Annotated in this window: 18 protein-coding genes and 1 tRNA gene; 9 read left to right on the forward strand and 10 right to left on the reverse strand. The window is 50.1% G+C overall.

Annotated elements, in window-relative coordinates; genetic code table 11:
- Positions 1–331: 331 nt before the first annotated feature.
- The 10 genes from QZ310_RS05945 to QZ310_RS05990 form a co-directional block, all read right to left on the reverse strand.
- Entirely contained in the window at positions 332–970 is a 639-nt protein-coding gene (locus tag QZ310_RS05945) for a response regulator transcription factor (RefSeq protein WP_297071401.1), read from the reverse strand.
- A gap of 86 nt (positions 971–1,056) precedes the next feature.
- Positions 1,057–2,853 (reverse strand): tetratricopeptide repeat-containing sensor histidine kinase, encoded by a 1,797-nt coding sequence (locus QZ310_RS05950; protein ID WP_297071403.1) that lies wholly within the window; start codon positions 2,851–2,853, stop codon positions 1,057–1,059.
- 132 nt (positions 2,854–2,985) lie between these two features.
- Positions 2,986–5,397: a TonB-dependent receptor gene (locus QZ310_RS05955; protein WP_297071405.1), complete on the reverse strand. Its 2,412-nt coding sequence runs from the start codon at positions 5,395–5,397 to the stop codon at positions 2,986–2,988.
- Between the two features lie 78 nt (positions 5,398–5,475).
- On the reverse strand, positions 5,476–5,784 hold the full coding sequence (locus QZ310_RS05960; RefSeq protein ID WP_297071407.1) for a hypothetical protein: 309 nt from the start codon (positions 5,782–5,784) through the stop codon (positions 5,476–5,478).
- Positions 5,785–5,892: 108 nt separating this feature from the next.
- On the reverse strand, positions 5,893–6,678 hold the full coding sequence (locus QZ310_RS05965) for a DUF4296 domain-containing protein (protein ID WP_297071408.1): 786 nt from the start codon (positions 6,676–6,678) through the stop codon (positions 5,893–5,895).
- Positions 6,679–6,742: 64 nt separating this feature from the next.
- The gene (locus QZ310_RS05970; RefSeq protein WP_297071410.1) at positions 6,743–7,372 is read right to left on the reverse strand and encodes a lipoprotein signal peptidase; all 630 of its coding nucleotides are present in this window, start codon (positions 7,370–7,372) and stop codon (positions 6,743–6,745) included.
- A 66-nt stretch (positions 7,373–7,438) separates the two neighbouring features.
- On the reverse strand, positions 7,439–7,822 hold the full coding sequence (locus QZ310_RS05975) for a TraR/DksA family transcriptional regulator (RefSeq protein ID WP_297071412.1): 384 nt from the start codon (positions 7,820–7,822) through the stop codon (positions 7,439–7,441).
- A gap of 44 nt (positions 7,823–7,866) precedes the next feature.
- On the reverse strand, positions 7,867–11,310 hold the full coding sequence (ileS, locus tag QZ310_RS05980; protein ID WP_297071414.1) for an isoleucine--tRNA ligase: 3,444 nt from the start codon (positions 11,308–11,310) through the stop codon (positions 7,867–7,869).
- Between the two features lie 224 nt (positions 11,311–11,534).
- Positions 11,535–12,155 carry a nitroreductase family protein gene (locus tag QZ310_RS05985; RefSeq protein WP_297071416.1) on the reverse strand — a complete coding sequence of 207 codons (621 nt, stop codon included), beginning with the start codon at positions 12,153–12,155 and terminating at the stop codon, positions 11,535–11,537.
- Positions 12,156–12,215: 60 nt separating this feature from the next.
- Complete coding sequence (locus QZ310_RS05990) at positions 12,216–12,638, reverse strand: TIGR04076 family protein (protein WP_297071418.1); 423 nt, start codon at positions 12,636–12,638, stop codon at positions 12,216–12,218.
- A 125-nt stretch (positions 12,639–12,763) separates the two neighbouring features.
- On the opposite strand from QZ310_RS05990, the gene QZ310_RS05995 reads away from it, so the two are divergent.
- The 9 genes from QZ310_RS05995 to QZ310_RS06035 all read left to right on the forward strand — a co-directional run bounded on the left by QZ310_RS05995 (position 12,764) and on the right by QZ310_RS06035 (position 22,008).
- Positions 12,764–12,836, forward strand: a tRNA-Gly gene (locus tag QZ310_RS05995).
- Positions 12,837–13,393: 557 nt separating this feature from the next.
- Positions 13,394–13,786 carry a hypothetical protein gene (locus tag QZ310_RS06000; RefSeq protein ID WP_297071420.1) on the forward strand — a complete coding sequence of 131 codons (393 nt, stop codon included), beginning with the start codon at positions 13,394–13,396 and terminating at the stop codon, positions 13,784–13,786.
- A gap of 17 nt (positions 13,787–13,803) precedes the next feature.
- Positions 13,804–15,021: a hypothetical protein gene (locus tag QZ310_RS06005; RefSeq protein ID WP_297071422.1), complete on the forward strand. Its 1,218-nt coding sequence runs from the start codon at positions 13,804–13,806 to the stop codon at positions 15,019–15,021.
- A 14-nt stretch (positions 15,022–15,035) separates the two neighbouring features.
- Complete coding sequence (locus QZ310_RS06010) at positions 15,036–15,896, forward strand: hypothetical protein (RefSeq protein WP_297071424.1); 861 nt, start codon at positions 15,036–15,038, stop codon at positions 15,894–15,896.
- 246 nt (positions 15,897–16,142) lie between these two features.
- Positions 16,143–17,402 carry a hypothetical protein gene (locus QZ310_RS06015; protein ID WP_297071426.1) on the forward strand — a complete coding sequence of 420 codons (1,260 nt, stop codon included), beginning with the start codon at positions 16,143–16,145 and terminating at the stop codon, positions 17,400–17,402.
- A 110-nt stretch (positions 17,403–17,512) separates the two neighbouring features.
- On the forward strand, positions 17,513–17,818 hold the full coding sequence (locus tag QZ310_RS06020; protein ID WP_297071428.1) for a nucleotidyltransferase domain-containing protein: 306 nt from the start codon (positions 17,513–17,515) through the stop codon (positions 17,816–17,818).
- Positions 17,811–18,167 carry a HepT-like ribonuclease domain-containing protein gene (locus QZ310_RS06025; protein ID WP_297071430.1) on the forward strand — a complete coding sequence of 119 codons (357 nt, stop codon included), beginning with the start codon at positions 17,811–17,813 and terminating at the stop codon, positions 18,165–18,167. The genes QZ310_RS06020 and QZ310_RS06025 overlap by 8 nt, the downstream gene beginning before the upstream one ends.
- A gap of 260 nt (positions 18,168–18,427) precedes the next feature.
- Positions 18,428–19,777: a sodium-dependent transporter gene (locus QZ310_RS06030; RefSeq protein ID WP_297071432.1), complete on the forward strand. Its 1,350-nt coding sequence runs from the start codon at positions 18,428–18,430 to the stop codon at positions 19,775–19,777.
- A 170-nt stretch (positions 19,778–19,947) separates the two neighbouring features.
- Positions 19,948–22,008: an alpha amylase C-terminal domain-containing protein gene (locus tag QZ310_RS06035; protein ID WP_297071434.1), complete on the forward strand. Its 2,061-nt coding sequence runs from the start codon at positions 19,948–19,950 to the stop codon at positions 22,006–22,008.
- Positions 22,009–22,059: the final 51 nt, after the last annotated feature.

Genomic DNA, 22,059 nt, shown 5'->3' on the forward strand with positions numbered 1-22,059 from the left:
GAGAGGTGTTGTGGAGTGTGTCAAGAGTGATTAAGATAAGATGGTTGTAAAAAGGAAGGAGTCAGGAAGTGTGGAGAGTATATATTTAATGTCAGATTAATTATATATTTAAGATTAATTATATATTATATTATTAATTATATATTATATTAAGGTATAGGTGTATCTTACTTAATAAGTAGGGGGCTTAATAAGGGGTGTTTTTTAAGACGGGGGTATACTTATAAGGATATATGAAGATTAGAGTATATCGAGGTATATCCTATATTAAAGTATATCTTAATTAAAGGGGCAGTTCGTGGTGGTGTGGTGGTAGGGATGGGTGGAGCGGTCAGAAGCGGGAGGTGGGAAGGAGGCCGTAGTTAACGGCGTTGAGGACCAGTTCGGCTGAGTTGCGGGCGTGGAGTTTGCTGAGGAGGTGACGGCGGTGGGTCTCGATGGTGTTGGTAGTGAGTCCCATGAGGGCTGCGATGTCGTCGGTCCGTTTGCCGGATGCTATGAGTCGGAGGACTTCGAGCTCTTTGGGTGTCGGCATCTCGCAGGTTTCGAGCACACGGCGCAACTGTTCGGCACGTTTGCAGAAGTATGTCTCACCGTCGGCCACACGCGTGATTGCAGTGGCTATCTCGGAAGAGAGCACATCTTTAAAGAGGATTCCCTCAACGGCTGCGTCGAAGAAATCTTTCATGATCCACAGTTCTTCGTGGATTGTATTGACGATGATTTTAATACCGGGGGATTTCTGCCTTATTTTGTGGAGGAGGGTTATGCCACGGGTGTCGGGGAGTTCCACATCGAGAAGGCAGAGGTCGTATTGGCGTGTGGTGACGAGCGTCATGGCATCTTTTGCGGTCATGGCCGTGTCAACACGACAGTCAGATCCAAAAACATCCTCGATGAGATGGCGCATTCCACGAAGCACAATCTCATGGTCATCAATAAGGAGTATTTTAAGATCAGGTATAGCCATCGTTAGCTGTGAAAATATTTTGTCTGACAAAGTTAGGTAAATGCAATGATATATAAATCACGGAAATCCGTGAGGAGGGGCGTTTTTTAGTCAAAAATTTTCACACGCATTACGTTGAAATTGGCTTCGCGCTGACAGGTCCATGAGCCTCGGAGGGCTTTCACGCGGCGGTTGAGATTGTCGAGACCGAGGCCTTGGCTTTCGGTTGCGGAGGGGTCGAAGGGGGAGCCGTTGTCGGTTATTTCAAGGGTTGTTTCTCCACGAGAGGCGGTCAGGGAGATGGTGATGGCGGTTGCATCGCTGTGGCGGCGGAGGTTGCCTGTCCATTCCTGGACGATGCGGTAGAGGTGGATCGAGTCTGACGGGGAGAGGTCAATGGGAGTTGATGGAGGGAGGAATGTGACGGTGCCGTCGCTTTTCTGGGCGTAGGCTGTAAGGAGCTGGACGATAGTGAGTCCGTTGAATTTCGGCGGGAGGAGCTCGTGGGAAATAGCGCGGACTTCATCGCGGACATTGTGGAGCATTGAGGTGAGTTCGTCACGGTCGGTGCGCGGGGAGGCGAAGAGGAGTTCGATACCAAGGAGGTCGTTGCACACGCCGTCGTGCAGCTCATGGGCAAGGCGTCCGCGTTCCTGCTCAATGCCGTCGAGCTGCGCACGGATGTTGGCGAGTTCGATCTTGCGTCGGCGTGAGCGGAGCCAGAGTGCTAAAAGAAGACCGGCAATGACAATAAGAGCCGCAATGACTGCAATGATGGTCTGCTGACGGGCTTTTTCGGTCTGGAGCCGTGAGATTTCGAGCTCTTTTTCAGCCGTGTGGTAGCGGACGTTGAATTCTGATAGCTGGCTGTCGATGTCGGAACCGTGGATACTGTCGGCGATAGCTATGGCTCGGTTGTAGGCATCGTCCATCTTTTCGATGTCGCCGAGACCTTTGTAGTTCAACGCAATGCGCTGCCACAGGAGGTCTTCTGGCATGAACGGGCGCGAATCCTTCATGCCTAATATGCGGAATTGCATGTCGAGGCTTTCGCGGTAGCGGCCCATGTCGGTGAGGATTACGGAGCTTTGCTCCATGAATCCGACAGATTCGACGGAGGCTTCGGGGACTTTCGGCAGGAGGGCTTCGCCACGATGGATGTAGAAACGGACGGAGTCGGGGTTTTCAAGGCGGTTGTGCATCGCTATGAGGGAGGCGTATGTTTTGAGTATGTAGCGAGGGATGCCTCTCTTCTCTGCCACATCCATTATGGCCCGCTGCGTGGCGAGACCTTCGGAATGGTTTCCGTTCAGAAAGAGGATGGAACCGAGGGTTGAAGCGGCATAGATTTGCGTCTCGATGTCGTCGGTCAGCATGGCCTTCTCGACGGCTTTGCGGCCGAAGGGGATGGCGTCGTCGAGACGTCGGGTGTTGCCGAAGAGTATGGCGATGGATGTGAGGATGCTTGCCTCAAGGTCGGGAGAATCGTGGCCTTCGAGCAGGGCGAGTGCATTGTTGTAGCAGACGATGGCTGAATCGGGTTGCTGGTTGAGGCGATAGGCCACACCGAGGTCGGAGAGGGAGTTGACTATTGCAATTGTGTCGGCGGTTTCACGGGCCTGGCTGACGGCAGCGGAGAAGTCGGTTATGGCGGTTGAGTAGTTGCCGAGGGTGAAGTAAGCGTTGCCACGGATGGTCAGCAGGGCGGTGCGGATTGATTTGTCGTCGGCGCGCGGTGTGGCGAGGGCTTCGTTGCAGAGGATGATGGCGCTGTCGGGGTTGGAGTTGACGTAGGAATCGATGTGTTCGATCCATGCCTCGGTTTCGTCAGTTGAGGCGAAAAGGTTAGTGTTGAGAAGGAGGATGGTTGTGATGGCTATGAGCAGGCGGGGTAGTGAGGTCATGGAGGGGGCTTTGGGGGGAGATAAGGCAAATAGGACAAATAGGCCAAATAGGCCAAATAAGCCAAATAAGGCAAATAGGGCGAATAAGGCTAATAGGCCTAATAGGGGGACAGGGGATGAGGATGGCTGTTTTTAGAAGTCGATGGTCAGGCGGAGGTTGAGTTGGCGGCGGGTGAGGTAGTTGGGGACGGCGTATTGGATGTCGTTGACATCGGTGACCCAATAGTAGGAGGCTACGTTGGCAATGTCGAGGAGGTTGAACACGTCGACACCGAGCCATACGCTCTTGAAGTGACGGGCAAAGCCGTAGCGGCTCTCACTCTCTTTGAGCGGGGAGAGGAGGGCGTAGGAGAGACCTATGTCCACACGCTTGTAGGGGGGCATACGGAAGTAGCTTTTGTCGCGCGACGAGCGTGGGGCAGTCGAGGGGAGACCGTCCATGAAGATGCCGCGGAGGGCGAATTTGAGTTTCGGGAATTTCGGGAAGTAGTCGGTGAAGAAGAGGCCGAGGCTATAGCTGCGGTCGGTGGGGCGCGGGACCTTAACTCCGTGGAGGGTCTCGCTGGTCTTCATCAGTGAGAAGCTTATCCATGAATCGCTTCCGGGGACGAATTGACCGAAGAGTTTAAGGTCGAGACCGGTTGCGTAGCCGGAGCTTTCGTTGAGACCGGAGTAGACGATTTTAAGGTTGTCGATTTCGTAGGGGACAAGGTCAGAGAGGGCTTTGTAGTACAGCTCGCCGGATAGTTTGAATGGGCGGTTGAGGGCGCGGAAGGTGTAGTCGGTTCCGGCGATGATGTGGAAACTGCGCTGCGATTTGATATCGGTGTTCAGCTCGATGGTCTGATTGCCTTTGTCGTCGCTCACCGGCACACGGTATTCTTTATAGAATGGGCTTTGATAGTAGAGGCCGGTGGCGAAGCGGAAGGCCCACGAGGGTGATTTCTCGGGGATGAAGCCGACTGTGACGCGCGGACTGAGGAGGAGCTCCTTGTTGAAGCTCCAGTAGCTCAGACGAAGACCCGCGTTGAGGGTTAGGAATCCCGCAGCGGTGTTGATTTTCCATGCGTCCTGCGCGAAAGCCGAGAAGCGGGTCGAAGAGAGGTCGTGGTGCGAGGCGAGATTGTAGACCATGCGCAGGTTTACGCCGTCGGAGGGGAGGGAGAAGCCTGCGGAGTCACGCAGTTCCCATTCGCGGCTGCGGTCCATGATGTTTTCGCCTTGGATATTGAGCCCGTAGGTCAGAGTATGGCGTGGATTGATTGCGGTCTCCCCTTTGAGTGCAAGGGAAAGTACCGAAGCTTTGAGGCGGTTGCGCGCATGTTCGTGGTAGCGGCCTACGCCGAGCTCGCCTCCGATGTTGGAAGTGCCGGCCTGGTCGAGCCAGTATTCACCTGAGATGTCGTAGGCCACCAGCTCGTCGGTCAGATATGCGGAGCCGAGGAACTGAAGATTGGTGGAACGGCTGAGGCGGTAGTCGAGAGAGATGGCTCCGAAATAGGTCTCGAAGCGGTCTTTCTCATGACCGTCGAAGTAGACGGTGAATTGCTTGGCATCGGCTGTTGTGCCGAAGGTTGTCGTGCGGTTCTGTGGTGTGAATTTGTAGTGGTTGACGGAGATGTTGCCGAGGAGTGAGAGCTTGAATTTAGGTGTCAGTTGCCAGTTGATGTTGGTCTGGTAGTCAAAAAATGTCGGGTCATACTCGCCCTTGGTATCCATCGAGCTGAGGAGTGAGGAATTGCGCTTGTAGCGAATTCCGTGGAGTTGGGAGAACTTTTTCGAGCCTTGTCCGATGGACAGGGAGGCGCCCATGAGGCTCGCGGAGAGTGAGCCTTCGAATGATTCGGGTTGGCGGTAGGTGATGTCGAGGACCGACGACATCTTGTCGCCATACTCTGCGGGGAAACCTCCTGTCGAGAAGCCTATGGCTCCGACGAGGTCGGGATTGATGACGCTAAGTCCCTCCTGCTGTCCGGAGGTGATGAGAAGAGGACGGTAGACCTCGATACCGTTGATGTAGACTGAATTTTCATCGTAGGAACCACCGCGCACGGAGTATTGCGACGACATTTCGTTGGAACCGGTCACACCGGCCATTGTCGTGATGAGTGATTCGACACTGCCTCCCGATGCGTCGGGATTCTTGCGGAGTTCGGATGCGTCGATGGTGGCGATGGAGCCTGTCTGTTTCTTGAGTTCGGTCACTTCGACCTGCTGGAGCATCTCGGTGGTGAGTTGCAGACGCATGTTGAGGGTCACATCGCCTGATGCATCGATCAGACGGCGTGTCTCCTCGCGGTAGCCTATACATGAAAAGTGGACGGTGATTGTGTCAGCGGCAGGACATGAGAGGGTGTAGTCGCCTTCAAGTCCGGATGTGGTGCCGATGGCTGTCCCGCCGATGCGGACGGTTGCAAACTCGACCGGTTCGCCGTTGGCGTCGGTGATTTTGCCGTGGATTTTTACCTGCGCGTATCCGAGTAGCGCAAGCAGTGGTGAAAGAAAGAGCAGGATGAGGGTATGACGGTGGCTTAAGCCTTGCATGGTTATTATCTATATAATTCTGTGTGGTCTATATAGTAGTAATAACGCCGTCACGGGGTGAAAAATTGTGCGTAAGGTTCAGAGTGGAAGGAGAATGATTGAATGACGGCCCGAACCGCAGGGTGGAGTGGCGATGGCAAGCTTGTTGAGGAAGTCTGTGAAGCCTCCGGGTGCGGCTGTCGCGTGGGGCATGTCGAGCTCGGGGGGAAGTGTGAATCCGGCAGGAGCGAAGATTATTATGCCGTTGTAGGAGGTGGTTGAGTGGAGTTCGGTGGAGAAAGGGACGATTCGGGGTGGAACCGAGGCGTCGTCAGGTGAGTAGCTGACGATGCAGTTGCGGTGTACCTGCCCGTCGAAGATGGCGGCGTGTGTGCGAACAGAGAGCATTCTTTAGATAAGTATAGAGGGGATAGTATAGAGTATAGAGGGGATAGTATAGAGTATAGAGGGGAAAGTATAGAGTAGAGAGATTAGCGTGATGTTTTTTTGGGAGGGTTAGCGGGTTCTGACTGTTTGCTGGCCTTTGCGGGCGGCTACGTTGTCGTTGCGTCCACGGGTGCGGACAACTGAGATGGAGTCGAGATAGGAGATTTCGTTTTTGGAGGGGGAATAGTAGATAGAGCCGTAGACAGAGGTTGCGACCTTTGCGGAGTCGAGTACGAGCGTGAGGGATTTTTTGCCTTCTGAGCCCTCGGTGAGTGTGACGTATTCAGCAGTGCCGTCGTTATAGGCGACAGCGATGGTCATGAACAGGGCTGAACGTGGATTGATGGGGCGCGCTGAGATGGTGTAGCGGTCGCCACGTTCCCAGTGCCTGTCGGTGTTGAACGTGAAGGTCAGGAAGTCTGAAGGATTGTTGGCGGTGTTGCGTATGGTTGCAGGACCTTGCCAGAGATTGACAGAGTCGCCGTCGAGGCTGATTGATTGAATGCGTTCGGTGCTCTTTCCTCCGGCTTTCTCGGCTTCGGCAATGCGGCCTTCGAGGATGGAGACAGTCTTGTCGTAGACCTTGATGTATTCCTGCAGATTGTTGCCGTACCAGTAGAGCGATGTGTCGAGCTCCTGTGTGGTCACTCCGTGACGCAAACAGATTGACTGGATGAAGGCCTGTTTGGTGGAATCGTTGCGGAACGACGAGCTGTTGGCTTCGACCACCGCCTCGCCGGTGTGGATGTCAGCCATAATCTCTGCCATTTTTCCTTCGGAAATGACATAGCCTGGAGTCTTGCTGCAAGCGGCAAGGATGAGAAGAATGGCGAGAATCGGCAACAGACGGCGCATAGGGAGTGGGGTCAGGATGTGGGGATGGTGAAAACGTGTTGGTGAAGAGCGGGAGGACGCTGAATCAGCGTTCAGGCAGCTCTGCGAGGGCCTTGGGAGTGAGGATGTAGCGGTGATAGAAGAGTATCAAGACGATTATGCCACAGGAGATGGCAGCATCGGCAAGATTGAATATCGGCTGGAAGAAGAGGAACTGCTGTCCGCCGACAAAGGGCATCCATGATGGCCAGATGAAGCTGAAAAGGGGAAAGTAGAGCATGTCGACCACGCGTCCGAGGAACACGGGGGCATAACCGCCATCGGGAGGGAAGAGGGTTGCGACCTGCGGCGGGATGGGGTTGTTGAACATCAGCCCGTAGAACACACAGTCGAAGATATTGCCCGCGGCGCCGGCCGTGACGAACGCGAGACAGACGAGATAGCCGCGCGGGACGGTGCGGAGGGCGTAGATCTTGGCCATGTACCATATCAGGAAGCCGACGGCAACGATACGGAAGAGTGTCAGGACGAGTTTGCTGCCAAGTTCCATACCAAAGGCCATGCCGTTGTTCTCTATGAAGTAGAGATGGAACCAGGAGAAGATTCTGAGATCTTCGCCAAGATAGAAGTGAGTCTTGATCCAGATTTTGAAAGCCTGGTCAAGAATCACAACTATTAGGGCGATAAACAGGATGAGTGTAGCTCTGCTACGCATTTTCAGTCAGTGGGATTGATGTAGGATTTGGGTGGGTGAGGCAGATCCTTGAATGTGGAAGGATGACTACTTCTTGTTCTGGGAATTTTTGGCTTCGACGCTGCGGGTTGCATGGGGGACGGCGCGCAGGCGCTCCTTCGGAATCAGTTCACCGGTCTCGCAGCAGATGCCGTAGGTCTTGTTCTCGATACGGATGAGAGCATTCTGCAGATGCTGGATGAACTTCTTCTGGCGCTGTGCGAGCTGGCCGGCCTCCTCTTTCGAGAGGGTGCTCGCCCCCTCTTCAAGAATCTTGAAGGTGGGCGATGTGTCGGCAGTGTCGTTGCCATCAGTATTGTTGATGAGTGAGCGGAGGGAGTCATACTCCTTCTGCGCCTTGTCGAGTTTCTGGAGGATAAGCTCCTTGAATTCCTGGAGTTCCTCGTCGGAATAACGGGTCTTGTCGCTCATGGCAATTGTAGATGAAATATGTGTTTGAATATAGGTTGTCCGGTTCAGGCAAGGGTTATTTTGACTTTCGCGTTGATGTCGTCCATGCTGAGTTCCTCGACACCCTCCTCGCCGTCGGCAAGGGGCGCGATCTCAAGTGAGGTCGCGAGAACCTGACGGGAGATATAGTCGGCGAAGTCACGGATAGCGTCGTCGGTTGCTTCGCCGGGAGCGAAGGTGAGGGCGATGCGGTCGGTGATGTCGTAGTCGCGCGATTTGCGGATGTTCTGGATGCGGTTGACGATGTCACGGGCGATACCCTCGCGGCGGAGTTCGGGAGTGACGGTGACGTCGAGGGCGATGGTGAGATTGCCTTCGTTGGCCACGAGCCAGCCGGGGATGTCCTCGGAGATGATTTCCACGTCGGTCAATTCGACCTCGGCGGGAGTGCCGTTGAGATCAAAGGTGAGTTTGCCGTCGCGCTCGAGGGTGGCGATTGATTTCGCGTCGAGGTTCTTGATGATTTCGGCGGCTGCCTTCATCTGCTTTCCGAATTTCGGACCGAGTTTCTTGAAGTCGGGCTTGACGCTCTTGACGAGTATGCCTTCATCGTTGCCGACAATCTTAAGGTCTTTGACGTTGATTTCGTTCTTCACCAGTTCCTGAATTGCTTCGAGGGCTGCACGACGGGCATCATCGGCCACGGGCACCATGATGGTCTGGAGCGGCTGACGCACCTTGAGGTTGACTTTGCGACGGAGAGCGAGAGTCATGGAGGTGATGTCCTGCGCGAGTTTCTGACGTTCTTCGAGTTCGGGGTCGATGAGGGCCGGGTCGCTCTCGGGGAAGCGGTCGAGGTGGACTGACTCTGTCGAACCGGTGAGGTCGCGGTAGAGACGGTCGGCATAGAAGGGCGCGAAGGGAGCCATGAGACGGCTGACGGTCTCAAGGCAGGTATAGAGTGTCTGATAGGCGGCGAGTTTGTCGGTTGTCATTTCGCCACCCCAGAAACGTTTACGGTTGAGGCGTACATACCAGTTCGAGAGGTTGTCGCCGACGAAGTCACCGATTGCACGGGCTGCGCGGGTGGGCTCGTAGTCGTCGAGGGCTGCGGTCACCTCTTTGATGAGGGTGTTGAGGAGCGAGAGAATCCAGCGGTCGATCTCGGGACGCTCGCTGACGGGCACCTGCGGAGCTGTCGGGTCGAAATTGTCGACGTTGGCGTAGAGAGCGAAGAAGCTGTATGTATTATATAAGGTGGAGAAGAGCTTGCGCGATGTTTCGAGCACGCCTTTCTCGTCGTATTTCAGATTGTCCCAGGGTGCGGAGTTGGAAATCATGTACCAACGCACGGGGTCGGCGCCATACTGGCTTATCTGACCGAATGGATCGACGGCGTTGCCGAGGCGCTTGGACATCTTGTTGCCATACTTGTCGAGCACAAGTCCGTTGGAGATGACAGTCTTGTAGGAGATGGAGTCGAAGACCATGCCGGCGATTGCGTGGAGGGTGAAGAACCATCCGCGGGTCTGGTCGACACCTTCGGCGATGAAGTCGGCGGGATATACCTCGCGGTTGTCAAATGCCTCCTTGTTCTCGAAGGGATAGTGAATCTGGGCGTATGGCATGGAGCCGGAATCGAACCAAACGTCGATGAGGTCTTTCTCGCGGCGCATGGGTTTGCCGGAGGGTGAGACGAGGACGATGTCGTCGACGTAGGGACGGTGGAGGTCAATCTTCTCATAGTTGGCCTTGTCGAAGTTGCCCGGTTCGAAACCTGCCTTGCGGTAGGGGTTCTCGGTCATGAATCCTGCTTCGACGGCGCGTTCGATTTCATTGAAAAGCTGCTCTACGGATGAGATGCAGAGTTCTTCCTTGGCATCCTCTGTGCGCCAGATGGGGAGGGGGGTACCCCAGTAGCGGCTGCGTGAGAGATTCCAGTCCTGAAGGTTTTCAAGCCACTTGCCGAAACGGCCGCTGCCGGTCGATGCGGGTTTCCACTTGATGCCTTCGTTGAGCTGCATGAGGCGTTCGCGCACGGCTGTGGTCTTGATGAACCATGAGTCGAGCGGGTAGTAGAGGACGGGTTTGTCCGTACGCCAGCAGTGGGGATAGTTGTGGGTGTGCTTCTCGATTTTGAACACCTTGTCGGTAGCCTTGAGTTCCATGCAGATTTTCACGTCGAGAGTCTCGGTCTGCTCGGTTGCTTCGGGGTCGTAGGCGTTCTTGACATACTGACCTTCCCAGGGTTTGTAGGCTTCGACATCGACCATCTCCTCGACGAATTTTGGGTCGAGGTCGGAGAGGAGGTAGAAGCGGCCTGTGAGGTCGACCATCGGACGGATGTTGCCGTCGCGGTCAGTAAGGTGAAGCGGAGGAATGCCGTTCTGACGCGACACACGGAGGTCGTCAGCGCCGAAGGTTCCGGCGATGTGGACGATACCTGTACCGTCCTCGGTTGTGACATAGTCGCCGGGGATTACGCGGAATGCACCTTCGCCGGGATTGACCCAGGGGAGAAGCTGCTCGTAGTCGATGCCGACGAGGTCAAGACCCTTGACCTGAGCGACGACTTCGTAGGGGATGAGCTTGTCGCCCTTCGAGTAGCTGTCGAGGGGGAGTTCCTTGGCTTTGGCATTGAAGAGCGAACCCATGAGAGCGTCGGCTGCGACAACTGTGATGGGTTTGCCGGAATATGGATTGTAGGTGCGGACGATGTTGTAGGTGATGTCCGGGCCTACGGCAAGTGCGGTGTTGGAGGGAAGGGTCCACGGAGTAGTGGTCCATGCGAGGAAGTAGGGAGTTCCCCACTTGAAGAGGAGTTCGCGGTAGGGAGCGAGCGAGGGATTCTCATTGTCGAGGATGCGGAACTGGGCGACGCAAGTGGTGTCCTTCACGTCGCGGTAACATCCGGGCTGGTTTAGCTCGTGGGAGCTGAGGCCTGTTCCGGCTGCGGGGGAGTAGGGCTGGATGGTGTAGCCCTTGTAGAGATAGCCTTTCTCGTAGAGCTGACCGAGGAGCCACCATACGGTCTCGATGTAGCGGTTGTCGTATGTGATATAGGCGTTGGGCATGTCGACCCAGTAGCCCATGCGGCGGGTGAGGTCTTCCCATTCGCCGGTATACTTCATCACCTCGCGGCGGCAGGCGGCGTTGTAGTCATCGACAGAGATTTTCTTGCCGATGTCCTCCTTGGTGATGCCGAGATTCTTTTCAACGCCAAGTTCGACGGGGAGACCGTGGGTGTCCCAACCGGCCTTGCGTTTCACCTGATAGCCCTGCATGGTCTTGTAGCGGCAGAAAATGTCCTTGATGGTGCGGGCCAGGACGTGGTGAATGCCGGGTTTGCCATTGGCGGAGGGAGGACCTTCGAAAAATACGAACGAGGGGCAACCTTCGCGTTCAGACATTGTGCGGGCAAACACATCTTCATTTCCCCACTTTTCAAGGATGGAATCATTGATTTCCGGCAGCTTAAGGCCGTTGTATTCAGGGAATCTCTTTGACATTTCGAGACGGTATTTTATAAGTTGTAGGTATGTTGGCTAAAATTTTTGCAAAAGTAGTAAATATTTCCCGAAAAACCTAAGGGGTTGTGCCATATTTGCTTAATTGATACAGAAGTGTATATGGTCTTGCGGGCCATTCTACGTTTGTATCAAAGAGCTTTAACGACACACCCCTTCAGGGCTTTTTCGTATGTGTTATGGTCAGGCTGACGGGTGGGGAAGCCTTACCACTTGTTGATGTGGATGTTGTCTGCCTTATACTTGTCCTTCGGTTGCTGCGGGCCGTTGGGGTAACCGAGCATGACGATGCTCATCGGGACGATGGAATCGGGGATTTCGAAGAGGTTCTTGACGAGGTCGACGCGTTCGCTGATGGGGTAGCATCCACACCATACGGCTCCGAGCCCTACGGCATGGGCGGCGAGAAGGATGTTTTCGGTCGCTGCCGAGCAATCCTGCACCCAATAGTCCTTGCCTTCACCGGGGAAGGTGTTGGTCGTGTCGCCGCAGACCACGATGGCTGCCTGGGCCTTTGCGGCCGGACGCCAGTTGCCTTGCGCGAGGCTGTCAAGGAGGTTGCGCTGGTTGATGACAATGAATTTCCACGGTTGCTTGTTGCCGGCGGTCGGTGCGGCCATGCCTGCGCGCAGTAGGGTGTCGATAGTGGCTTCCGATACGGGTGCGTCGGTGTAGTCGCGGACACTTGAGCGGGTCATGATATTTTCGATTACGGCATCGGTGTTGGATGCGCTTGCGGCAGCGTTGCCGCACTCTGAGTTTGAGCAGGAGGCCGAAAGGAGCATTGTGGCTGCGGCGGCTGCGGAGAGAATGAATGATTTTTTCATATTGGGTTTTGAAGTTGAAAGTTTGCGTATGTAAGAGTGGGGGGGTGAAAAGTTGCCGGGTCAGAGCAGGTCGATGCGGACAATCACCGGGCGTGTTCCGTCGGGGCAGGAGATGATTGAGGTGGTCTCGGAGAGGGCTTTCGCGCATGAAGATTGGGATGCGGTGGCGACAATGAGGTCCCACAGGCGCGGACAGAACCCGTCGGGACGTCCGGCATCGGCGGCGAAGGTGAACACGTCGCCTGATTTGAACGCCGTGCATGGTCCGGTGTCGGGATCGTCAAGATAGAGCGACTGGAGGTCGAGGTGACACTCGCGCCTTAGGACACTGACGCGGCAAGGCCGGGATATGCGCCCCGGGGCCGTGGCGGACGGCGAGGATGTCGCGGCACGTTGTGTGCTCAAAGCTGCGGCAGGAAAAGCGTTAAGCCCGATTGCCCCTGCGGCGAGGGATGCTATTTTGCAGAAATGTCTTCGGTTCATTATAGGAGCAAAGGTAGCCATTTCGCGGAAATCGCGGATTAAAGTTGGTGAAAAAAGTGTGAAATAATTTTCAAGTGACAGAAAAAACATCTAAATTTGCATCCACAAAAGTTATTGGGATTTATGCGGCAGTAGCTCAGTTGGTAGAGCATCAGCTTCCCAAGCTGAGGGTCGCGAGTTCGAGCCTCGTTTGCCGCTCAAAGCCGGCCTCATCATCAACCCCCCCGCGGTTGATGGCGAGGCCGGCTTTTGTGTGAACGGATGAACTGAATTTTGCATTAGAGGGCGGACAATGGAAATTCTTATTCATCGCATATCAACCGGATTTTCAGATTTAGTTGAAATTCGTTGGAATAAAATTTGCAAAGCTTGAAATTTTGTCATGTTATTAGCCCCACTAATAACAAATATTTTTATTACCTTTGCGATGAATCAGTCAACCGCAGCGTAGAGACGCACAGACGGTTGCGTTCATCACATTTTAATAAAAAGGTGTTATTGAAATTTTATCTTCAAATCTCGAACTTGGCGGTTTGAATTGTAGCGAAGATAAGATTGGCAGTAGCACCTGCACTGATTGCATATACTCTATCGTGACTGGTAGGCTATATCGTCATATCGGTGTGGGGCTATTGCTTTATCTGCTACAAAGGTTTCGCCAAGACCTGAGATTTGGATAAAGCAAGATACATTCCTCACACCTTTTTTATGTCTATTCGTAAAGTCTCAAAGGAGGATGAGAGTTTTATTCAATAATGGATGCAATTTTAAAATCTCAGTTTTTGAGTTTGTATTGTATGGTGCTTGCCGATGGCGTTATTGATGCGCGGGAATTGGAGACACTGTATAAAATTGGTATTGAACAATATGGTTTAACTCAATCTGAAATCATTGATACCATTAAAAATGCGGGTTCTTCGTTTTTGGTTCCATCAACACTTGAGGGGAAAATAAGATTCCTTTTCAATATGGTGCAGATTGCTTATGCGGATGGTGAGGTTGATGCTTCGGAGGAGGCTCTATTAAAGAAGTATATTGCTAAAATGGAATTTGCAGATGAAAACATAGATGGAATTGCAGACTTTTTACTTGATGCAGTTAAAAATGGAATTACTGAGAAAGATATAATCAGTCGTGTAATACAATAACAAAAACAATAGTCATTATGGCAATTTACGATAGTGTGGCGAGTCTGTTTCAGACAAAGACAGATCGTTCGGATACAACAGTATATATAAATGAAGATGCTAAAATGCAGGATGAGACCTACGTTTACTATGGTACACGTATCTGTGGAAAAGTGACCGCAAGTTTGCCTGCCTTAAGTGCGTTTTTACCACGCGTGTATAATACAGAGAAACAGAGACAGATTGATGATGAGGAACTGCAAAGGAAGCATAAACAGGAATTATCGCATCAGATAGATGATACTACGTCTCAAATAACACAGTTGAATGCCGAACGTGAAAAATCCGAACATAAGATATCGGATTTAGCTGAGGCTGTCTCTCAGTTGAAAGAAAAATTGATTGAGGCTAAAAGTGTACATGGAGAGGTAAATAAGATGGCAAAGGTAAAACTGATTTTAGGTCTGGTTATCTTGTCGGTGCTTACATTGTATCTTGTCGTTTTCTATAGTTCGACATTCTATTCCGCATTCTTTAAACAATTTGATGGAGATATATCAATTGGAGCTGCCATGTTTGACCCACAGGCGATTCCTCATGCGTTAGCGGATGGTTTTGGAGAGGTAATCTTTATACTGTGTGCTCCAATTATCTTTATGGGATTAGGTTATGGCCTGCATTTTTTTATGCAGCAGGAGTCATGGACAAAGTATTTAAAAACTTTCAGTGTATTGTTGATAACATTTATCTTTGATTGCATATTGGCTTATCTGATTGCTAAGAAAATATATGATATTGAGGTAATGACGAAATTAGGTGAATTCCCTGATTTCAATATCGGAATGGCTGTTGAAGATGTAAATGTATGGGCTGTAATTTTCTGTGGGTTCATCGTTTATATAATATGGGGCATAGTTTTTGACATGTCTATGACAGCTTATGAGGACTTAAGGTCGAATCGAAAAGAAATTTTAAAGATAGAAGAGAGTCTGCGTGGTAAACAGGATGCAATTTCTCAAGAAAAGCAAGCGATAGTAAATGTTAAAGCTGAGTTGGAGCAACTGGAAAACAAAAAGAAATCATTAATGGGTTCTCTATCGGATAATGTTCATTATGATCCTCATATTATAAAGACTGCACTCGGTGAATTCTTTTCCGGTTGGATGACCATGATGAACGCGCTTAGTCGTAGTAATTCTGAGCAACAGCAGGCAAATCAGATTTATAATACAACCATACAGCAATTATTCAATTAAAAAATATAAATGCAATGAAAAAGATAACTTATTTACTGTTTGTCTCAGTATGTGCGATATTTCTATTCTCCAATTGCACGACTTCGCATGAGCAGAAAGAAGGCATGGCCTCTAATGTTGATAGCAAGGGCAATAAAGCTGATTGGCCTTTGAATATTTCTGTTTACCTTGATTTATCAGATAGGTTAACAAGAGAGCTTTCACCATCACAGATGGAAAGAGATACAGCGATAATAAATCATCTTGTGGATTTGTTTATCAAGGATTGTATTACACGCGGGAAAATTATTAATAGTAAGAATCATTTTCAGATATTCTTTTATCCAACACCTAATATCAGTGAAGTCGCGCAATTGGCTAAAGGTTTGAATGTGGATTTAGCCAAGACTGAATTAAAGCAAAAGAAAGTGGAGCTAATGGAAATGAAAACAAATTTCCAGAAAAATCTGACGCAAATATACGATGAAACTATTGCCCAAAAGCGTTGGGTAGGTAGCGATATTTGGGGATTTTTCAGCAATGGTATTGTGGACAAACTTTGCATCCGTAAAGGTTACCGTAATATATTGGTTATACTGACCGATGGGTATTTGTATCATGAGGATAATAAGGTCGTTGATGGCAAAGCTTATTCCTATGTCCTTCCACAAACTTTATCGATTGAAGGCTCTTCTTTGATTTTGAAACATAAAGGTCTTACTGACTTGGAAGTGTTGATGCTTGAGGTCAATCCTTATACACCGAAACAGCATGATGCTTTAATCTCAGTATTGGAAAACTGGTTTAAAGGAATGGAAATAGAAAAATTCGTTGTTTCTGAAACCGCATTACCTGTAAATACTGAAGTATACATTGATAGTTTTATTAATGACTAAAAAACATAAGGTTGACGTTAATTAAGAATGTATTGGAGTGGAGATGGAATAAATACCCTCTCCACTCCATTTTAATGGCTTATGTTATTTTCGTAATTTTGTCATACAATTTGTATAAACTTAATTTTATTGCAGATGGATAGCTGTAACCTGAACAGATTCATTGAAGTGTCCAGATATAATAAAATGATATAATCAAAAAATAAGATGTCAAAACCATATTATTTATGATCCCTGAATAAAAACATGATGAAAGAACTTAGGTCCATTCATTGGATACTGAAAAACAAGCTTATTACTTTTTATAAAAAGAGATTTTGGCTTGTGTTAATCAGTGGAATTGTATTGTCACTAATGATAGTGAAATTTATATGGGTTACATGTGCATGTTGGTCGAACGGCAGTTTTGATAGGGAAAGGGATAACTTGTTGGAAAGACGAAAATATTTGGTTGATCGAATTATAACTTCACCACGTCAACTATTGAGAGAAATGCCCGGTGGGATGGATTTCCAATTTGTTGGCGAGTGGGCACTATATTCCTGTTCGATGCTTTCGCAAGCGTTGGTCAATATGGCTTATCTATATCCTGAAACAAGAGAGGAATCTGTCGTGCGGATTGATGATCTAATTAAAATAGTTATGTCAGAAGATCTGCGGTTATATGATAAGTTTCGGTGGGGTGAGGATCCGTTGGAAACTCTCGCAGGAAATCACAGCCACATATCTTATTTAAGTCATTTGGCATGGATGATAGGAAATTATAAGGAGATAGGAGGTTCATCAAAATATGATGACATCTATGGCGAATTATGCGAGACAATGAACCGGCGAATAAAAGAAAGTGGTATTATGAATCTTCCGACATATCCGGAGGAGAATATATACATACCTGATATGTTGGTTGCTATAGTAGCTTTGTCTCGGTATTCAGTTAACAGTAATGATTATTTGTATTCTTCAACAGTAACAGAATGGATTGATAAAGCAAAAAAAGATTGGCTTGACAATGAGACCGGGTTACTCGTCTCTTTTCTTTCAAATATTACCGGCCAAAAGATAGATAGTCCGGTAAAAGGCTCCTATTCGGCCTTAAGCTGTTATTATCTTAGTTTAATAGATAGTGCATTCGCTTATGAACAATATGGTAAATTAAAGAAGTTCTTTATGCAGGACGGATGGTTGTGTGGAGTGAAAGAGTACTGGAATGAATCCTGCATATTTGGATTTGATATTGACGCGGGCCCCGTATTGTTCAATCTTAGTCCGTCAGGGACAGCTTTTGCCGTAGGGAGTGCTACATATTTTGAAGATAGCGAGTTTCGGCAGCAGCTATTGTCCACTGCTGAAATTGCGGGTTCGACGATTTCAGTAGGTGGGAAATCGCATTATCTGCTGGCAGAAGTTGCATTGGTAGGAGAAGCGATAATGCTTGCCATGAGAACTAATATAAATGCAAAACAATCAATTGATACTCGTTCTTATGATATTGCTTTAAAATCGTAAGAATATGAGGTTTCTATTATTCTAAGTTTTTGTCGACCGGATCCGGCGGTGATGCGATTTTCTGCAGATAAGCGTTTAATTGTTAAATGGAATGCTTAACTTTGCGCTATATGAAACTGATTGAATTGAATCTGGCACGAATTTTTGAGCTTTGCCGTCTGCATCGGGTGAAGTCGCTGGCTGTCTTTGGGTCTATTCTTACGGATAGATTCAATGAGGATAGCGATGTGGATTTGCTTGTTGACTTTGAGCCCATCAATCCCGATACGTTTGATTATGTAAGCAATTATTTTAATTTGCGCGATGCCCTGGAGCTATTGTTTAATAGACAGGTGGATCTGATAGAGTATGGAGACAATCTTAATCCTCTATTCAAGGCATCTGTCGACCGAAAAAAAAGGATGATTTATGGATGAATACATCGCAGTTTACCTATATGATGTCAAAAAGGCAATAATGGAGGTGGAAAGCTTTTTTGAGGGCTATCCAATGCGTTATGATGTCTTTGAAAAGGACTATCTTCGTAGAAGTGCGGTTGAACGCAAAGCAGAGATAATGGGTGAGGCTATAAATAGAATTTTAAAGATTCAACGTGATTTCCCTCTTCCAAATGCTAAAGCTGTGATTGATACGCGTAATCGTATAATACATGGTTATGATTCGGTTAAGCCTGAATTCCTTTGGGGATTGGTGGTGCGCCATATCCCGGAGCTGAAGAAAGATGTCGAGAGGCTTTTGGCTCAATATGACATTTCTGTTGACTGAATCCTGTCGGCTTTTTAAGTAACGTCAGAAAAAATATGAACAATGCTTGACCTTTAGAAGCCTGTGTCAGTTTCGGTCGGTAGATTGATCAGTGGATTTAACAATTCCGTGTTGACTGATGTTATGAAGAGTGATGACAAATGAATGCTGAATGTCTGCCAACACATGGACTGCAGCATGTCACCCTCACGTTTTCTGTCAGCAAACCATCAAATTCAATCGGTAAAAATTTAAAGGAAAATACATAGCACAACATAACTATGACTGAAAAACGCGCTCAGTTCACCACTCGTCTTGGAGTGATTGCGACGACTGTCGGTTCGGCGGTCGGGCTTGGTAATATCTGGAGATTCCCTTTTGAGGCCGGTGTCCACGGAGGTGGAGCTTTCTTGCTCATCGACCTCTTCTTCATATTTATAATAGGTGTGCCTGTTGTGTGTGCCGAGTTCATCATCGGGCGTCACACCGGATTGAATGTCCGTGGAGCCTTCCGCGCGCTTGCTCCCGGCAAGCCGTGGGGAATCGTGGGCTATCTCGGCCTTTTGGCTTCCATATTGATTCTCAGTTTCTATTCCGTTGTGGCAGGATGGACGCTGGAATATATCTACCAGTCGCTCACAGGTTTCGGCGGCATCAGCTCGGTCGATGGTCTCCACGACCGTTTCGACGGCTTCGCCACCTCCGACTGGCGGCCGCTGATGTGGACACTGATATTTCTTGCCCTGAACTATATCGTGCTTTCGAGAGGTGTGCAGAAAGGTATCGAAAAGATGTCAAATATCATGATGCCCTTGCTTTTCGTAATCCTCGTGGTCTTCTGCATCAACTCATTGCGTATGCCTGCCGCCGGGGAGGGACTGACATTCCTTTTCAAACCTGATTTCTCGAAAGTGACACCGTCAGTCATGCTCGGTGCCATGGGACAGGCATTCTTCTCGCTCAGTCTCGGACTCGGTTGCCTCATCACATATTCGAGCTATTTCAAGAAGGATACGCCTCTGCTGAAGACTGCCGGGATAATGGCCTCGCTCGACACCTTGGTGGCCATTCTTGCCGGAGTCATCATTTTTCCGGCAGTATTCACCTTCGGGATGGAACCTGCAGCCGGACCGAAACTTGTGTTTGAAATCTTGCCCTCGATATTCATGCATCTGCCCGGCTCGATGCTGTGGTCGACACTGTTTTTCATCCTTCTCTTCCTTGCCTCGCTGTCATCGACAATATCCATGAGCGAGATCACCATAGCCTACATGACTGACGAGTTCGGCTACTCGCGCAGGAAGGCTACGATTTGCAACACCGCCGTCGCCATGGTGCTCGGTGCGGTGTGTGCCCTCTCGTTCGGAGCGTTGTCGGGATGGACGGTTTGCGGACTGACGGTGTTCAACCTTTTCGACTATCTATCGTCCAACATTCTTCTCCCCGTAGGCGGCATGATTATCTCCATCTTCGTCGGGTGGGTGCTCGACAAGAGTATCGTTCGTCGTGAACTTATCGGCAAGGACAGCGGAGTGCGTCCGTGGATGGTCACGGTCGTGGTTGCCTGTCTGCGCTACGTCGCTCCTGCCTGTATAGGGCTTGTGTTTATCTATGGGCTCGGAATCTTCTGAACTCCCTCCGGTTGCAAGGTCAGATAGAAACTTAAATAGACATAAAAAATATTTGATTATAGCTGATTATTGGAAAATTATTGTTAAGTTTGTGGAAACAAAGCCCGCTTCCGGCGGGTTGATATATTCGAATTTACAATACTTCTCCGGACTAATCATCGATTCTCCCCATGAAAAAGAAGACTCTCAACATTATTAAGAATGATCCCTGGCTTGAACCTTATACCGACGCGATTGTCGGCCGTCACAACGACGCACTTGCCAAGGAAGCCGAACTCTGCGGCTCTGAAGGCACACTCGATACCTTTGCAAACGCACACAACTTTTTCGGTCTTCACCGCACTGCCGACGGAGGCTGGGTGTTCCGCGAATGGGCACCAAACGCTACTGCCATCAATCTCATAGGCGACTTCTCGAAGTGGAAGCTTATGAAAAAATATGCCCTCAAACCGAAGAAAAACGGTGTGTGGGAAATCAAACTCAAACCTACCGATCTCCATCACGGCGACCTCTACAAGATGAAGGTCACTTGGGACGGCGGCGAGGGTGAACGCATCCCAGCCTACGCCACCCGCGTCGTGCAGGACGAGAACACCAAAGTATTCTCCGCCCAGGTCTGGGCACCCGAACCTTACAAGTGGAAGGTGCGCCGTTTCCGCCCCGACACCCGTCCGCTACTCATTTATGAGTGCCATATCGGCATGGCTCAGGAAAGAGAGGGTATCGGCACCTACGCTGAATTCCGCGACCTTATCCTCCCGCGTATAGCAGCCGACGGCTACAATGCCATACAGATTATGGCCATTCAGGAACATCCGTATTATGGTTCGTTCGGCTACCATGTGTCGAGCTTCTACGCTCCCTCGAGCCGCTTCGGCACTCCCGAAGAACTTAAGAGTCTTATTGACCGCGCACATGAGCTCGGCATCGCCGTCATCATGGACATTGTCCATTCCCACGCCGTAAAGAATGAGGTCGAGGGTCTTGGACGTCTCGACGGCAGCTATGACCAGTATTTCTACGGTGACGGTCGCCGCGAGCACCCGGCATGGGATTCGCTCTGCTTCGACTATGGCAAGAACGACGTCCTCAACTTCCTCCTCTCAAACTGCAAATACTGGCTTCAGGAATTCCGTTTCGACGGCTTCCGTTTCGATGGTGTGACCTCGATGCTCTACTACAGCCACGGTCTCGGTCAGGCATTCGGAGGATATGATGATTACTACAACGGCGGTCAGGACACGAACGCCATCACATATCTCACCCTCGCCAACAAACTTATCCATCAGATCAATCCCAACGCTATCACCATCGCCGAGGAGATGAGCGGTATGCCCGGTCTTGCCGTTCCTGTCAAGGATGGTGGCATCGGCTTCGACTACCGTATGGCAATGGGTATCCCCGACTATTGGATTAAGGTTCTCAAGGAGAAGAAAGACGAGGATTGGCACCCGACCTCTATTTTCTGGGAGTTGACCAACCGTCGCGCCGACGAAAAGACAATCTCCTATGTCGAGAGCCATGACCAGGCGCTCGTTGGCGACAAGACTGTCATCTTCCGCCTTATCGACAAAGAAATGTATTGGCACATGATGAAGGACGACGACAATATGGTCGTTGCCCGTGGCATGGCGCTCCATAAGATGATACGTCTGGTGACTGCATCGACCATCAACGGCGGTTATCTCAACTTCATGGGCAATGAGTTCGGCCACCCGGAATGGATCGACTTCCCCCGCGAAGGCAATGGCTGGAGCTATAAGTATGCCCGTCGCCAGTGGGATCTCGTCGACCGCAAGGATTTGAAATATGAATTGCTAAATGCGTTTGACAACGCTATGGTCCACCTCATTTCGGGTGTCTATAATTTCCAGTCACTTCCCGTCGTGAAGCTTTGGGAGAAGGACGACGACCAGGTGCTTGCCTACATGCGCGGCGACCTCGTGTTTGTCTTCAACTTCAATCCCTCCAAGGCGTTCACCGGCTATGGAGTCCTTGCCCCGGCGGGTGAGTATGATGTCGTGCTATCGACCGACAATCCCGAATTCGGCGGCTATGGCAACATCGACGAGACTGTCAGCCATCTCACTCAGAACGATCCTCTCTTCGCTCCCTCCGGACGTGAATGGCTCCGCCTCTACCTTCCCCCGCGTTCCGCACAGGTGCTCCGCCTCCGCCGTGCCCAGCCCGAGAAGAAAACAAGAGCGACCAAGACGAAGAAAGCTGAATGATTTTTAAGATTAATTTAAGCCTAAAAAGGTCTGACCACTAGTGGTCAGACC

The organism is uncultured Duncaniella sp., from assembly GCF_910577345.1.
Classification (GTDB): domain Bacteria; phylum Bacteroidota; class Bacteroidia; order Bacteroidales; family Muribaculaceae; genus Duncaniella.